This window comes from Micromonospora sp. NPDC005291 (genome assembly GCF_040607415.1).
Taxonomy (GTDB): Bacteria; Actinomycetota; Actinomycetes; order Mycobacteriales; family Micromonosporaceae; genus Micromonospora.
Genome location: NZ_JBEXGR010000048.1, coordinates 1 through 15,194, shown reverse-complemented (window position 1 = coordinate 15,194; position 15,194 = coordinate 1). Strand labels below are relative to the sequence as shown.

The window sequence follows — 15,194 nt, the reverse complement described above, 5'->3', positions numbered from 1 at the left end:
CCGACTCCGCCAACCCGAACACCGCCTCCTACGAAGTCACCACCGAGCACCTCGCCGACTGGATCGCCACCCGCGGCTACGCCACCAGCTGACCCACGGACAGATGACCGAAGGGCCGGACCCCCACCAGGGGCCCGGCCCTTCGTCGTCGTTCGGGTCAGGGCTCGCTGCTCGCGCGGACCGGCTCGTCGTCCGGGGTTGGTTCGGCTGCCTCTAACCGGTGGGCTCGTCGACGCAGCCACCAGGTGCTGGCGAGGCCGGCGAGGATCGCGAGGACCAGCCCGATCCAGGAGATGTCCTTGAGCCAGTGCTCGGCCGCCCGGCCCACGGTGAACAGCAGGTAGGTGGTGCCGAACGCCCAGACCAGCCCGCCCGCCGCGTTGGCCAGCAGGAACCGCCGGTACGGCACATGCAGCGCCCCGGCGAGCGGGCCGGCCAGGATCCGCAGCAGCGCCACGAACCGGCCGAAGAAGACCGCCCAGACGCCGTAGCGGGCGAAGCTCTGTTCGGCCCGGGCAAGCTGGGCGGGGCCGAGATGACGGGGGAAGCGCCGGCCCAGTCGGGCCAGCAGTGGGCGGCCACCGCGACGGCCGACCGCGTACCCGATGGAGTCGCCGACGATCGCGCCGGTGGCGGCGGCCGCGGCCACCCACTCGGGCTCCACCACTCCTGTGGCGGCGAGCAGGGCGGAGCTGACCAGGACGATCTCGCCGGGCAGGGGGACGCCCATGCTCTCCACGCCGATCACGCCGCCGACAAGCAGGTAGACCGCAATCGGCGGCAACGACACGAGCCAGTGCTGCACGTCGAACACGGTTGACACCCCTTCCCCGGCCAACCTCGAACCCTACCGGCGAGCCGCCGCCACGGCTGGCCGGCGAGTTCGTCGGTGGGCCAGCGAACGCCCGCTAGCGCGTCCTAGGAGGCTAGGGGTTGGATCGGGCGCGGGGATGTCCGAGTCAGGTTGCATAACTAGCAAGACGGACGTACGGTTTTGTTGAGAGCGGAATCGGCGGTAAGTGCTACCTAACCTCGGCGGCACCCCGGCCGGTGCGACAGACTGCTCAGGACTACTCACGGTCGCTGGTGTGAAGGAGTACGACGTGGCGAGCCTCGACACCTTCGGTGCGAAGACCCAGCTACGCGTCGGAGACGCGAGCTACGAGATTTTCAAGATCGACAAGGTGGACGGCCACGATCGGCTGCCGTACAGCCTGAAGATCCTGCTGGAGAACCTGCTGCGGACCGAGGACGGCGCGAACATCACCGCCGACCACATCCGCCAGCTCGGCGGGTGGGACCCCACCGCCGCCCCGAGCGTGGAGATCCAGTTCACCCCGGCGCGGGTGCTCATGCAGGACTTCACCGGCGTGCCCTGCGTGGTCGACCTGGCCACCATGCGCGAGGCCGTGCGCGACCTGGGCGGCGACGCCACCAAGGTCAACCCCCTCGCCCCGGCCGAGCTGGTCATCGACCACTCCGTCATCGCCGACCTGTTCGGTCGCGCGGACGCCTTCGAGCGCAACGTCGAGCTGGAGTACGAGCGCAACAAGGAGCGTTACCAGTTCCTGCGCTGGGGCCAGACCGCGTTCAACGAGTTCAAGGTCGTCCCGCCGGGCACCGGCATCGTGCACCAGGTCAACATCGAGTACCTGGCCCGCACCATCATGGAGCGCAACGGCCAGGCCTACCCGGACACCGTGGTCGGCACCGACTCGCACACCACGATGGTCAACGGCCTGGGTGTCCTGGGCTGGGGCGTCGGCGGCATCGAGGCCGAGGCCGCGATGCTCGGCCAGCCGGTCAGCATGCTGATCCCCCGAGTGGTGGGCTTCAAGCTGCACGGCGAGATGCCGGCCGGCACCACCGCCACCGACCTGGTGCTGACCATCACCGAGATGCTGCGCAAGCACGGTGTGGTCGGCAAGTTCGTCGAGTTCTACGGCCCCGGCGTCAGCGCCGTGCCGCTGGCCAACCGAGCCACCATCGGCAACATGTCCCCGGAGTACGGCTCCACCGTCGCGATCTTCCCGATCGACGCGGAGACCATCCGCTACCTGGAGCTGACCGGTCGCGACGCCGCGCAGGTCGCGCTCGTCGAGGCGTACGCCAAGGAGCAGGGCCTCTGGCACGACCCGGAGATCGAGCCGGTCTACTCGGAGCGCCTGGAGCTGGATCTCAGCACCATCGAGCCGTCGCTCGCCGGCCCGAAGCGCCCGCAGGACCGGGTGCCGCTGGGCGCCGCCAAGACGCTGTTCCGCTCGGCGCTGACCGACTACGTCGCCGACGACTCCGTCGGTGAGCGCGACCTCAAGCCGGGTGTGCCCCGCGAGGAGCTGCCGCGCGGCGCCAACGGCCCGGCCGACGAGGCCAGTGCCGAGTCGTTCCCGGCCAGCGACCCGCCGGCCAACGAGTTCAGCGACCCGGCCGACGAGCCGCGCGACCTGGAGACCGCCGCGGTCGGCTCCGGCGGGCGGGCCACCAACCCGATCCGGGTCACCGGTGCCGACGGCGTGGAGTACGAGCTGGACCACGGCGCCGTGGTGATCGCCGCGATCACCTCCTGCACCAACACGTCCAACCCGCAGGTGATGATCGGTGCCGCCCTGCTGGCCCGCAACGCGGTCGACAAGGGCCTGACCCGCAAGCCGTGGGTGAAGACCACCCTGGCGCCGGGCTCGAAGGTCGTCATGGACTACTACGAGCGGGCCGGTCTGACCCCGTACCTGGACAAGCTCGGCTTCAACCTGGTCGGCTACGGCTGCACCACCTGCATCGGCAACTCGGGTCCGCTGCCCGAGGAGGTGTCCGCCGCCGTCAACGAGCACGATCTTTCGGTGGTCTCGGTGCTCTCCGGCAACCGGAACTTCGAGGGTCGGATCAACCCGGACGTCAAGATGAACTACCTGGCGTCCCCGCCGCTGGTGGTCGCGTACGCCCTCGCCGGCACGATGGACATCGACCTGGCCAACGAGCCGATCGGCGAGGACACCGAGGGCAACCCGGTCTACCTGCGGGAGATCTGGCCGAACAGCGCCGAGATCCAGGACGTCATCGCCCAGGCGATCGGCGCGACCGGGTTCAGCGCCGCGTACGCCGATGTCTTCGCTGGCGACGAGCGGTGGCAGTCGCTGCCCACCCCGACCGGCGACACCTTCGCCTGGGAGAACGACTCCACCTACGTGCGCAAGCCCCCGTACTTCGAGGGCATGCAGCAGGAGCCGAGCCCGGTCGTCGACATCGCCGGTGCCCGGGTGCTGGCCAAGCTGGGTGACTCGGTGACCACCGACCACATCTCGCCGGCCGGCTCGATCAAGGCCGACTCCCCGGCCGGCACGTACCTCGCCGAGCACGGTGTGCCGCGGCACGAGTTCAACTCGTACGGCTCCCGCCGGGGCAATCACGAGGTGATGATCCGGGGCACCTTCGCCAACATCCGGCTGCGCAACCAGCTGGTGCCCGGTGTGGAGGGCGGCTTCACCGTCAACCACCTCACCGGCGAGCAGACCTCGATCTACGACGCCTCCGTGGCCTACCAGGAGGCCGGCATCCCGCTGGTCGTGCTGGCCGGCAAGGAGTACGGCTCGGGCTCGTCGCGCGACTGGGCGGCCAAGGGCACCATGCTGCTGGGTGTCCGGGCGGTCATCGCCGAGTCGTACGAGCGGATCCACCGCTCCAACCTCATCGGCATGGGCGTGCTGCCGCTGCAGTTCCCGGTGGACACCACCGCTGAGTCGCTCGGCCTCACCGGCACGGAGACGTTCACGTTCACCGGCGTGACCGCCCTCAACGACGGCGAGACCCCGAGCACCGTGCGGGTCAACACCGACACCGGCGTGGAGTTCGACGCTGTGGTCCGGATCGACACTCCCGGTGAGGCGGACTACTACCGGCACGGCGGCATCCTGCAGTACGTGCTGCGCCGCATGATCGCCAACTGACGTCGTACACCTGAGAAGGGCCGCTTCCCGCGCTTGCGGGCAGCGGCCCTTCGCACGTCTCTGCCGACGGGGTGCACGCTCAGCGCAACCGCAGCGCTACCGCGCGGGCCTCCTCGTCGGTGAGGGGCAGGAACCAGAGGAAACGGCGGACGATGGCGACCGGATCGGGTCCGCCCGGCTGGCCGCGCAGGTCGCGGATCGCCTGGCGGGTGATCCGCGAGAACTCGGGGATCAGGGTCGCGCGGCGGGCGACGTCCTCCGGCGCACCCTCGACGGTGACCGGGACATGATGCGGGAGCAGTGCGAGCGGCTGGCCGAGGTGGCCGCCCTGCCGAACGTGTCGCTGTTCGTCGTGCCCGCCGACATCGGCATGTATCCGGGCCTCGGTGGGCCGTTCACCATCGCGGAGATGCCGGACGGGGCGCGGGTCTCCCACGTCGACAGTCAGGCGCAAGCGCAGCTCATCGACAAGGCAGCCGACGTTGCTACCCTGGACCGACGGTGGGAGCGCATTCGTGACGCAGCCCTGTCCCGGGCGCAGTCCCTCAATCTCCTCAGAGAAGCGGCAGCATCATGGACCTGACCGGCGCTCGGTGGCGCAAGAGCAGCAGGAGTGGCAACAATGGCGGCGACTGTGTCGAGGTAGCCGACAACCTCGCGGGCACCATCGGCGTACGCGACTCCAAGGACCCCGCCGGTCCGGCGCTCGCCTTCGAGCCGGCGGCCTGGACCCGATTCCTGGTGATGGCCAAGCGCGGCTGACCCCCACTGTCCTACCGGGTGAGTTCGTCAGCCCGGTCGAGCAGCGCGCGACGCTCGACGGTTGAGCCCACCGCTGCCGCCGCCTCCCGGAACAGTCCGGCCGCGCGTCTCCGGTCCCCCTGCCGGGCCACCAGGTCGGCTTCCACCGCCACGGCGAGCGGGTTGCCGTCCAGCCCGCCACCGGCACGCGCCGCTTCGAGCAGACCCAAACCGGCGACCGGCCCGTACGCGTAGCCGTGCGCGACCGCGCGGTTGAGCGCGATCACCGGCGAGGGTCGGATACCGATCAGCGCGTCGTAGGCCCGCGCGATCGTCGGCCAGTCGGCCTCGTCGGCCGAGGCGGCGGTGGCGTGGCAGGCGGCGATCCGGGCCTGCCAGGCGTACGGCCCGTCGTGGCGTACCCGGGCGAGGGCAGCCAGGCCCTCGGCGATGGCGGCGCGGTCCCACCGGTCGCGGTCCTGCCGTTGCAGGGTGAGCAGGGCGCCGGCGGCGTCGCGGCGGGCGTCTCGGCGGGAGTGCTGGAAAAGGGACAGCGCCAGGAGCGCGGCGACCTCGGACTGCTCCGGCATCAACTGGTCGAGCAGCCGGGCCAGTCGGACCGCCTCGTCGGCGAAGGCCGGCTCGCCGTCGGCGACGTAGCCCCGGGTGAACAAGAGGTACAGCACGGCGAGGACGCCAGGCAGCCGCTCGGTCAGTGCCGGCCCGCTCGGCACCCGGTACGGGATGCCGGCCTGCGCGATGCGGGTCCGGGCCCGGGTCAGCCGTCGTGTCATCGTCGACTCGTTGACCAGCAGGAGTCGAGCGATGTCGGCGGTCGGCACACCGCAGACGGTCCGCAGGGTCAGCGCCACCCTCGCCTCGATCGCGAGCGCCGGGTGACAGCAGGTGAAGATCAGGCGTAGTCGGTCGTCCACCACGTCCTCCCCCATCCCCGGCTCGGGCTGCGCGTCGACCGGTGTGAGGAGCGCCAGGTCGTGCAGCTTGCGGCGCTCCACGGTGGCCCGGCGCAGCACGTCGAGCGCCCTGTTCCGGGCCACCGTCATGAGCCAGCCGCCCGGGTTGTTCGGCACACCGTCGGCGGGCCAGCGCTCCAGGGCGACAGTCAGCGCCTCCTGGGCGCAGTCCTCGGCCAGCGCCCAGTCCCCGGTCACCCGGATCAGGGTCGCGACGATCCGGGGGTACGCCTCGACGCTGGCGGCCGCCACGGCCTCCGCCGCCGCGCCGGTCGCCCCGGTGACGTTGCGGTGCGCGCCGGCCGGTGCTTGTGTGCGGACCGGCCGGCGCTGCGGTGTGGACAACCCGTCAGGCGGACTGGTCCGCGAACGGGCGCAGTTCCAGCCGCCCGTACCGTGCCATCGGGTGTGCCCGCGCCACCTCGATCGCCTCGTCCAGGTCCGCGCAGTCGAGCAGGTCGAAGCCCACGATCACCTCCGTGGTCTCGGCGAACGGCCCCTCGGAGACGAGCAGTTCGCCGTCGCGGACCCGGACGGTGGTGGCCGCGGTGGTCGGTGCCAGCTCGTTGCCGGCGAGGCGGCGACCACGGGTGTCGTTCTCGACCACCCACTTGTCGATGTCGGGTTCGGGGGTCGGGTCGGTGTCCGGCTCGCTGTCGGTGCAGACGAACATCATGTACTTCATCTGGTCGCTCCCTGGTGTCTCGGGGTATCGCCAGCATGACGATCGGCCGAGGCCGTTCCGGACACCCTCCGCCGAAAAACCTCGTCGACCGTCGGTCAGTTCGCCTCCGTGGCGCGGCGGCGGGCCTCGCGGGTCTTCATGGCGTGCTCCATCAGGGTGACGAGCACCTCCTTGCTGGACTCGCGCTGGCGGGCGTCGCAGAGCAGCACCGGCACCCCCGGGTCCAGGTTCAGCGCGGCCTGCACCTCGTCAAGCCGGAACTGCCGGGCGCCCTCGAAGCAGTTCACCGCGACCACGAACGGCGTGCCCCGGCCCTCGAAGTAGTCGATCGACGGGAAGCAGTCGGCGAGCCTGCGGGTGTCGGCCAGCACCACCGCCCCGATCGCGCCCAACGCCAACTCGTCCCAGACGAACCAGAACCGGTCCTGCCCGGGCGTACCGAACAGGTACAGCACCAGGTCGTCGCTGATGGTGATCCGACCGAAGTCCATGGCCACGGTGGTGGTGGTCTTGCCCTCCACACCGGACAGGTCGTCGATACCGACCCCCGATTCCGTCAGCACCTCCTCGGTGCGCAACGGCCGGGTCTCGCTGACCGCACCGACCATGGTCGTCTTTCCCACGCCGAAGCCGCCGGCGACCAGGATCTTGATCGCGGTGGGCAGTGGGGTCGCTCCCGCCGGCCGGTCAGAGTGCCCGTAGTCCATTGATTACCGCCTCGAAGATGCTGTTGTCGGGAACACCGGCCGTGGTCTGCGGCTCGCGGACCTGCACCAGGCTGCGGGCCGCCAAATCACCGAGGAGCACCCGGATGGTGCCCACCGGCAGGTCGAGATGGGCGGCGATCTCGGCGACGGACTGTATGCGCTGGCACAGCCCGACGATCGCCAGATGCTCCGGACCGAGACCGACCTCCGGGTTGACCTCGGCTCGGGTCGCGGTGACCAGGGAGATCAGGTCGAACGTGCCGGTGACCGGTCGGGCCCGACCGCGCGTCATCGCGTACGGGCGCACCACCGGACCCGCATGGTCATCCACCCACTGATGGTCTGCGGACTCCCCCTGGACCGTCATCGCCGCTACCTCTCGCCGGCCGGCTGCTCGGTGCGGGACGGGGATGCGACGTACTTGCCGACGCGGGTGACCAGCATCGCCATCTCGTAGGCGATCAGACCGACGTCGGCGTCCTCGGTGGCCAGGACCGCCAGGCAGGCGTTGCGTCCGGCTGCGGTGACGAACAGGAAGGACGACTGCATCTCGATGATGGTCTGCTGCACCTGACCGCCACCGAAGCGCTTACCGGCGCCTCGGGCCAGACTCTGGATGCCGGCCGCCATCGCCGCGAGGTGCTCGCCGTCGTCCCGGCTCAACCCCTGGGAGGAGGCCATCAACAGGCCGTCGGTGGAGAGCGCGACCGCGTGTTCGGCCTGCTTCACCCGGCCCACCAGGTCATCCAGCAACCACGTCAGGTCGGCACTCGAAGCCGTCTTCTGGGTCACTTCGTCGTCCTCTTCTCGCCCGGCTGTGCGCCGTATTCGTCTGGGGCTTGACCGTCACACCGCGCGGGTACCCGCGTCATCACTGCTCGGTCAGGTGGCTTCCGGGTCCTCGTCGGTCGGCTCGGGAGGCGCCGCCGCCGGAGCGCCGGAAGCGCCGCCGAGCAGCCGAGCAGCGTCGGTCCGACCGCGTCGGGTGCCGGTCTGGTAGGAGCTCATCATCCGGCGCACCTGCTCCGGCGGGCGCGCCACATCCTCGTCGTCGGCCTCCGACATCGCCGGGTCGTCCCGTAGCTCGGGAGCGATGTTCGCCTGTCGGACCCGGACGGGCAGGCCCGAGTCGGTCCGATCCGCCTCGGCTCGGGCGGGTGCTGGAGCGTCGTCGGTGTCCGCGGCCGGCGCGCCGGCGGGGTCCGCCGGTCGTGCGCGGTCGACCGCGGGCAGACCGGTGGGGACCGTGGGGGATTCCAGGGCCGGCTGGCTGGGGCCACGCCGGGCCCGGGTGGGCAACTCCGGTGTACCGGTGGTCGGGGTTGTCCGCTGTCGGGTGGGCAGGACGGTCTCGGCTCCGGCCTCGTCGGCCGGTGTGGTCGGGGCGGTGGTGTGGGCCGAGATCGGCGCCGCCGGGGTGACCGGTTCCGGTACGTCCGGCGCAGTGGTCGTCGGTGCGGCCAGCGCGACCGGTGCGAGGAAGTCCGGTCGACCGGTGTCGGCGGAGGGCGCCGACGGCATCGGGATGGCCGAACCGGCTCGGAACGCCCCGGAGTCCTCCGGGCCAGCGCCGCCGTCGGTGACCAGCTCCTTCGGGATCAGCACGACCGCGGTGGTGCCGCCGTACGCGGATTCCTTCAGCCGCACCCGCACGCCGTGCCGCTCGGTCAACCGGCTCACCACGTACAGCCCGAGGCGGGCGGCGTTGGCGAGGTTCAGCTCGGACTGGTCGACGATCCGGTGGTTCGCCGCGGCCAGGTCCTCCTCGCTCATGCCGAGGCCCCGGTCCTCGATCTCGATGGCGAACCCGTTGGCCACCAACTGACCGCGGACCTCGACCGTCGTGTGCGGCGGGGAGAACGACAGGGCGTTCTCGATCAGCTCGGCGAGCAGGTGGATGATGTCGCCGACCGCGCGGCCGGCGAGCGAGACCGGCCCGAGCGGCAGCACGTTGACCCGGGTGTAGTCCTCCACCTCGGCCACGGCGCCGCGCACCACGTCGACCATCGGGACGTTGCGCCGCCAGGCCCGACCGGGGGTGGAGCCGGAGAGCACGATCAGGTTCTCCGCGTTGCGCCGCATCCGGGTGGCCAGGTGGTCGACCCGGAACAGGTCCTCCAGCTCCTCCGCGTCGTGTTCGCGGCGCTCCATCGCGTCCAGCAGGGTGAGCTGGCGGTGTACGAGTGCCTGCGTGCGTCGGGCCAGGCTGAGGAAGACGTCGCGGACGTTGCGGCGCAGGTCGGCCTGCTCGACGGCCGTACGCAGGGCGGTCTCCTGAACGGCGTTGAACGCCTTGCCGACCTGACCGATCTCGTCGGTGCCGAATTCCAGCGGGGGCGCCTCGGTGGCCACGTCGACCTCCTCGCCCCGCCCGAGCCGCTCCACCACCCTCGGCAGCCGCTCGTCGGCGAGCTGCCAGGCGGCCTGGCGCAGCCGTTCCAGCTGGCGCAGCAGGGTCCGTGCCGTGGTGATCGAGACGACGACGGAGGCGATGACGGCGAGCAGACCCAGGCCGGTGGCGAGCACCAGGCGAACGACGACCATCACGGCCACGCCGGTGGCCCGGCCAACGATGCCCTCACCGCCGGCGGTCACCGCGTCGTTCACCTCGGCCAGTGCGGGCTCGACCGTGCCGCGCCACTGCTCGGCGCCGATCGGCAACTGGGTCGACGGCCGGCCCTCGCGGATGATGCTGTCCTGCACGGCGCGCAGTTGGGTGAACGTTTCGCCCTGGACGAGTTCCTGATAACGGCGTTGGTCGGCGTCGGCGAGCCGGACGCGGGTCTCCTCGCCGACGAACCGCTCGGCGCCGACCAGGGCGACGTACCGGGCGTACTCCGTGCCGCTCATCCGGCCGTTGCCGAAGAGGCCGCTGAGCAGCGCGTCCTCCTGGGAGATCAGCTCCTTCATCCGGTTGAGCTGGATCAGGGCCGCCGCTTCGGCGGCGATCTTCTTGTCGTCCAGACTGCCGGTGACGTCGTAGATCTGGAAGATCGACTCGATCGCGCCGGTGTACGCCTCGGCGGCGGCGACCCGGTCGATCTTGCGGCCGAGCACCTCCGCTCGGGTCTGCTCAAGCGCGTCGATCCGGGCGATCGTCGCGTCGAGCTGAGCGTCGAGTGCCGAGCTGCCGGCCACGTCGACCTGCCAGTTGCGCACCGAGTCGCCGAAGTCACCCGCCAGCTGTACGGCCTTGCGCTGCTCGACCTCAAGTGCCGTCCGCTGCGCGGCGTCGGGATTGCTCAGGTACGCCTGGGTCAACCGCCGCTCCAGCTGGAGCTCCTGCAGCAGCGGCTCGCTCGGCGTGTAGACCTTGCTGTTGAGCAACTGGACACCGAGCAGGTTGAAGCCGTCCCGCAGGGTCACCCATGCCGCGAACATCCAGAGCGCGACCAGGGAGAGCAGCAGGGCGACAACCTTGGTGCGGATACTCGTACCGCGAGAACGCATTGAACCGTCCCAGGCCGGGCGTTGACTCAGCTCATCAACGGGTGATCGTAAGGGGCGACGTCCCACCGCAGCGGGGCATACGGGGCTGAGGCTCTGCGTACGCTAGCAGTGTCCACACAACCCCTCAAGTTGTTGTTTTTGTTGCCCGGTAACCACAATCCACCACCGAATGGCCGCCGTCGGAGATGCGAACGGCAGCCAAACGGCAGGCGGCGAGCACCGCCGCGCGAACGATGGCGGTCGGACAGTACAGCTCCTTGCCGTACCACAGTGGAGGGTGCTCCTGAGTCGCGAGTTCATGCAGGTAGGCGTGCCCCCGGGCCACCGCGTCATCGACCCGTGGCACCGTCGTCGGCACCGCCAGCAGCACCTGCAGGGCGTACGCCGTCTCCTCGGCGGTGCCGGCCCACCTTCCCCACGAGCCGTCCGCTCGTTGGCTGTCCAGCACCCAGTGGCCCGCCCGGTCCACCGCCTCGGCGGCCGCCGCGCCCCTCCCGAACTCCGTCAGCGCCAGCACGCAGCAGGCGGTGGCGTAGTACGGCGAGGCGTGCCAGCGGTCCTGCCAGGCGCCGTCCGCGCTCTGGTGCCCGGGCAGCACCACGCTCAGCCGGTCGACCGCCCGGTGGTAGCGCGTGTCCGCGTCCGGGTGCCGGGCCACGTGCTGCCCGAAGGCGTCCAGCACGTGGGCGTTGGTGGTGACCGAGAAGCCGTCCTCGCCCGGCCAGGTGCAGAAACCCTCAGCCGTCTCGTACGCCCACAGGCTGGCCGGGTCGGCCGGACGGCCGAGCCGGGCCAGCGCGTCGAGCGACACCGAGGTGGTGTCGGCGTCGGTCGGCAGGCCGTCGCCGGTGGCGATGCCCTGGGCGCCGGTGGCACCGGTCAGGCTCGCCAGGACGGAGTTCGGCGGGTTGATCGCGACGCCCGCGCGGCGCAGGCTGCTGAGCACCCAGGCCCGCTCGAAGACGGTGATCGGGGCCGGGCAGGGCACCGGGCCGCCGCCCTCGCGGATCAACGTCTGCAGGAAGGCGTGCGCGGCGGGGCCGGCGTCCGGGCCGGCCGTGGTCAGCCATGCCGCGGTCGCGGCGGGCGACGCGCCGACCGCGGTGAGGGTGGGCCCGGCGTCGGCCGGTGCCGCGTCCAGGATCTCGTAGAAGTGGGCCAGCTTCGGCGGTAGCGCCGCGCCGGCGGCCACCGCGGACCGCACCACGCGCAACCGGCCCGGGTTGAGCCCGACGGGCAGCGCCAACGGCGGGCGGGGCAGCCGGTCAGCGGTCGCCCGCTCCAGACCGGCGAGCCGGTCGTTGATCGAGCCCACCAGCGCCGGCACGATGAGGTCCAGGGCGGGGGTGTCCGGCAGCGCCCGTGCGTCGATGGCGAGCAGGGTGCCGGTGAGCGCACCGAGCCCACGGGCCACCGGGGCGAGCAGGTCCGTCCCGGCCCGGCCGTCGACCAGTGCAGCGAGCAGCGCGTCGGTGGCGCTCAGCGTGGGCACCAGGGCGTACCCCTCGGGTGGGCCCCACGCCCCGTCCGGACGCTGACCGCGCAGCAGGAACGCGATCCGCTGCTGGTGCCCGGCCAGCCAGGGGGCGTCGGCGACCAGCCGACCGGTCTCGTACACCGAGGCGGCGACCTGCCCCCACGGCCGCAGGGCAAGGCCGGCGATCAGCTCACGGGCGGCGTCGGTGGCCGGGTCGCCGCCGGTCGTCGCGTCGGCGAACACCCGGAACGCGCCGTCACTCATCGCGCGCCCCCCAGAAGTCCGACAGTTGGTAGAAGCCGCCGGTGAAGGAGATCTGCCGGTTCAGGTAGTCCGCCTGGCGGGGGCAGCGCTCGCCGAGGGCCGCCAGGTCCCCCCGGGACCGGGCGGTCAACTCGGCCAGCCGGCTGTGCACCTGCGCCGGGTCCTCGACCAGCAGCAGGGCGTTCAGGTCGCCCCACTCGGCGTCCCTACCGTGGGTGGCCAGGTCGTTGACCAGCCGCAGTACGCGCTGCACGCCACGTCCGGCGTCGAGCAGGTCGGTCAACTGGGCGAGGGTCTTGTCGTCGCCGGTGGCGATCCAGTGCGTGACGTTGACGAAGGAGCAGGCGAGGTTGTCGGCGTTGTCCAGGTAGCGGTCCAGGTCCGGCAGACGCCGCCCGGTGGTCGGGTCGGTCGGCAGGTTCTTCCAGTCCCACTCCCGGGCCACGGCGGCGAGCATCCGGGCCAGCTCCTCGCGCCAGATCGGCCGCAGCCGGGCGAACGCCGGCACGGTCGTCAGCTCGTCGCGCAGGTCGGCCAGAAGCCGCGCCAGGTGCCGCCCCGGCGGCGGGGCGGCGCCGTCGGCCACCGCGAGGCAGTCGGTCACCACCTCCTGGACGTCGTCGACGGACTGGGCGAGGTAGTCGACCTGCCAGTCGGCCGCGAAGACCCAGAGCAGGGTACGGGTGGTGATCCGCAGCTCCGCGGCGGTGTGCCACGGCGCGGTGAAGGCGATCGCGGTCGCCACCGAGCTGAGCAGCGCCGCATCGAAGGGCGCGGCGTCGAACAGCTCGGGGTGGGCGGCGGTGACGCCCTGCAGGTCGCGTACGCCTCGCACGGCGAGTGCGCACACCCGGCCCTGCTCGGCGACCGCGTCCCGACCGGCCTGAGCCGGTCGCGGCGCCCCCGTCACGATACGACCGGGCGCTCGACCGGGGTGAGGATGAGCTCGGCCCGCTGCTTGGGTTGCAGCGAGGCGCCCATCCGGGGTGTCAGGTCGACCGGTTGGCGAAGCTGGAAGCGGTAGCGGCTCAGCACGGTGCTGACGATGAGCTGGGCCTCCAGCAGGAACAGGTACTGCCCGAGGCACTGGTGCGGGCCTCCGCCGAACGGGAAGTAGGAGTAGCGGTAGCGCCGCCGGGGCAGCTCCGGCGCGAACCTCTCCGGGTCGAAGAGCGCCGGGTCGTTCCAGAACGTCGACATCCGCTGGGTGACGTACGGGCTGACCAGCACGGTGCCGCCGGCCTTGACCCGCACCCCGCCCAGCACGTCGTCACCGACCGCGGTCCGCGGGATCATCCAGCCGGCCGGGTAGAGCCGCAGCATCTCGTCGAGCACCATCCGGCCGTAACGCAGCTGGGGCAGGTGCTCACGGCCGACCCGTTCGGCACCGACGACCCGTTCGATCTCGTCGGTCATCCGCTCGGCCACGTCGGGTCGGGAGGCCAGGACCGGCCAGAGCCAGGAGAGCAGGGCGATGGTGGTCTCGGTGGCGGTGGAGAACATCGCGACCACGTCGCCGCGGATCGCGTACTCGTCGGGCTCGCTGCCGTCGGCGCGGGGCCGGCAGAGGGTGGAGATGATGTCGTCGCCGTCGGTGGGCCGGGCACGGGCCTCCCGGATGATCGGCAGCACCACCTCGTCGATGGTGCGCACCGCCTCGCGGAAGGGCCGGTCGCCGGGCATCGGCACCGCGTACGGCACGGCGGGCATCAGCAGTCGCGGGAGCATCGCGGTGGTGACGGTGTCCAGCGCGGCGCTGATCCGTAGCGCGTCCGGCACCGAGATCCGGTCGGCGAAGAGCACCCGCATGGTGGTGCGCAGCACGATCTGGGTCAGCTCGGCGCCACCGTCGATCGGGCGGCCCTCCCGGGCCGGCTCCAGCCACTCGTCGACCGCCTCGTTGATCGCCTCGGCCATCTTGTCGACGAGCGTCTCGGCCCGCTTGGCGGTGAACAGCGGTTGCAGGGCGCCCCGGCTGGACTCCCAGACTTCGCCCTCGGCGACCAGGATGGCGTCGCCGACGATCCGACGGACCGGTCGCCAGAGCAACCCGTCGCCGTCGCGCGTGTAGTTGGCAACGTTGTCCCGCAGCACCCGTTGTAGGTGCTCAGGGTGGCTGACCAGATAGGGGCGGAACGAGCCGAGGTTCAGTCGGATGACGTCGCCGTCGGCGGCCTCCGCGAAGTCGACAAGCGCGCCGAGCGGATCGCGGACCAGTGCGGGCAGAACGCGCCGCAGCGGGATCATCCGGGGTTCGGTGCTGGCGGTGGCGGGGCCCGCCTCGGAAACCTGCGACATCGAACCACGTCTCCTCGTCGTCCCGGCGACCGCAGTGGTCCACTTCGGTCGCACAGGTTGATGAACTTTCACCTTCTGGGCCGACGGAAGCATCTCACCAAACGCGGGGCACCTCCAGACTTGCGGACGGTGGAATTTCCACCCCACAGGCCACGCTCGCGTCGGTGACGCACCCGTCGCGGTCCTGAGTGGAGATTCAGGCGCTCATCCGCGCAGGCGTACGCGTCACCGGCCCCACGGCACGGGCGGACGCCCCAGCGCCGTCCACCGGGTCGGCCGTGACACCGGCACAGGCGGGCGACGTCGGACCGATCGGGGACGCACCGGTACCCCCGAATCCGGGCGATGCCGGGCACCCTGTGCCAGGCTCTGTGGCATGGACGACAAGACCATCCTGAACCGGATCTCCGAGCTGGTCGACGAGGAACACAAGCTGCGTGCGGATGCCCAGGCCCACGAGTCGGGGACTGAGGGCGACGCCAGCGAGCGACTGCGCGCCCTGGAGGAGTCCCTCGACCAGTGCTGGGACCTGCTGCGCCGGCGGCGGGCCGCCCGGGAGACCCACGGCGACCCGGACGCACAGGGCGAACGCCCCAAGCCCGAGGTGGAGCGCTACCTGCAGTAACCGGCGTGGCGGGTCGGGCGGCCCAGCCGCCC

Annotated in this window: 13 protein-coding genes and 2 pseudogenes; 5 read left to right on the top strand and 10 right to left on the bottom strand. The window is 71.5% G+C overall.

What is annotated here, in order from left to right:
* Window positions 1-92, top strand: a pseudogene (locus ABZT18_RS31845) (phytochelatin synthase); the annotation flags it as partial.
* A gap of 65 nt (window positions 93-157) precedes the next feature.
* On the opposite strand, the gene ABZT18_RS31840 reads toward ABZT18_RS31845, so the two are convergent.
* The gene (locus ABZT18_RS31840; protein ID WP_354997281.1) at window positions 158-814 is read right to left on the bottom strand and encodes a DedA family protein; all 657 of its coding nucleotides are present in this window, start codon (window positions 812-814) and stop codon (window positions 158-160) included.
* 274 nt (window positions 815-1,088) lie between these two features.
* On the opposite strand from ABZT18_RS31840, the gene ABZT18_RS31835 reads away from it, so the two are divergent.
* The 3 genes and pseudogenes from ABZT18_RS31835 (at window position 1,089) to ABZT18_RS31825 (ending at window position 4,703) form a co-directional block, all read left to right on the top strand.
* Window positions 1,089-3,941, top strand: a complete 2,853-nt coding sequence (locus ABZT18_RS31835; RefSeq protein WP_354997280.1) for an aconitate hydratase — start codon at window positions 1,089-1,091, stop codon at window positions 3,939-3,941.
* A gap of 253 nt (window positions 3,942-4,194) precedes the next feature.
* Window positions 4,195-4,524 (top strand): annotated as a pseudogene (locus ABZT18_RS31830) (DUF5753 domain-containing protein); the annotation flags it as partial.
* Window positions 4,515-4,703, top strand: coding sequence for a DUF397 domain-containing protein (locus ABZT18_RS31825; protein WP_354997279.1), 189 nt, complete (start codon window positions 4,515-4,517; stop codon window positions 4,701-4,703). The pseudogene ABZT18_RS31830 and the gene ABZT18_RS31825, both read left to right, overlap by 10 nt.
* A gap of 11 nt (window positions 4,704-4,714) precedes the next feature.
* Here ABZT18_RS31825 and ABZT18_RS31820 read toward each other — a convergent pair whose 3' ends face one another.
* From ABZT18_RS31820 to ABZT18_RS31780, 9 genes are all read right to left on the bottom strand, one after another.
* A complete protein-coding gene (locus ABZT18_RS31820) occupies window positions 4,715-6,001 on the bottom strand; it encodes a sigma-70 family RNA polymerase sigma factor (protein ID WP_355253220.1) in 1,287 nt (428 codons plus the stop codon).
* Window positions 6,002-6,005: 4 nt separating this feature from the next.
* Window positions 6,006-6,341: a YciI family protein gene (locus ABZT18_RS31815; RefSeq protein ID WP_354997277.1), complete on the bottom strand. Its 336-nt coding sequence runs from the start codon at window positions 6,339-6,341 to the stop codon at window positions 6,006-6,008.
* Between the two features lie 95 nt (window positions 6,342-6,436).
* On the bottom strand, window positions 6,437-7,048 hold the full coding sequence (locus ABZT18_RS31810) for an ATP/GTP-binding protein (RefSeq protein ID WP_354997276.1): 612 nt from the start codon (window positions 7,046-7,048) through the stop codon (window positions 6,437-6,439).
* The gene (locus ABZT18_RS31805) at window positions 7,029-7,415 is read right to left on the bottom strand and encodes a DUF742 domain-containing protein (protein ID WP_354997275.1); all 387 of its coding nucleotides are present in this window, start codon (window positions 7,413-7,415) and stop codon (window positions 7,029-7,031) included. The genes ABZT18_RS31810 and ABZT18_RS31805 overlap by 20 nt, the downstream gene beginning before the upstream one ends.
* 5 nt (window positions 7,416-7,420) lie before the next feature.
* On the bottom strand, window positions 7,421-7,840 hold the full coding sequence (locus ABZT18_RS31800) for a roadblock/LC7 domain-containing protein (RefSeq protein ID WP_354997274.1): 420 nt from the start codon (window positions 7,838-7,840) through the stop codon (window positions 7,421-7,423).
* Between the two features lie 90 nt (window positions 7,841-7,930).
* On the bottom strand, window positions 7,931-10,498 hold the full coding sequence (locus tag ABZT18_RS31795; RefSeq protein ID WP_355253217.1) for a nitrate- and nitrite sensing domain-containing protein: 2,568 nt from the start codon (window positions 10,496-10,498) through the stop codon (window positions 7,931-7,933).
* Between the two features lie 124 nt (window positions 10,499-10,622).
* Window positions 10,623-12,239: a prenyltransferase/squalene oxidase repeat-containing protein gene (locus tag ABZT18_RS31790; protein ID WP_354997272.1), complete on the bottom strand. Its 1,617-nt coding sequence runs from the start codon at window positions 12,237-12,239 to the stop codon at window positions 10,623-10,625.
* The gene (locus ABZT18_RS31785; protein WP_354997271.1) at window positions 12,232-13,149 is read right to left on the bottom strand and encodes a terpene synthase family protein; all 918 of its coding nucleotides are present in this window, start codon (window positions 13,147-13,149) and stop codon (window positions 12,232-12,234) included. The genes ABZT18_RS31790 and ABZT18_RS31785 overlap by 8 nt, the downstream gene beginning before the upstream one ends.
* A complete protein-coding gene (locus ABZT18_RS31780) occupies window positions 13,146-14,483 on the bottom strand; it encodes a cytochrome P450 (RefSeq protein ID WP_354997311.1) in 1,338 nt (445 codons plus the stop codon). Before ABZT18_RS31780 ends, ABZT18_RS31785 begins: the two co-directional genes overlap by 4 nt.
* Window positions 14,484-14,913: 430 nt before the next feature.
* On the opposite strand from ABZT18_RS31780, the gene ABZT18_RS31775 reads away from it, so the two are divergent.
* Window positions 14,914-15,162, top strand: coding sequence for a DUF2630 family protein (locus ABZT18_RS31775; RefSeq protein ID WP_124821979.1), 249 nt, complete (start codon window positions 14,914-14,916; stop codon window positions 15,160-15,162).
* Window positions 15,163-15,194 lie beyond the last annotated feature (32 nt).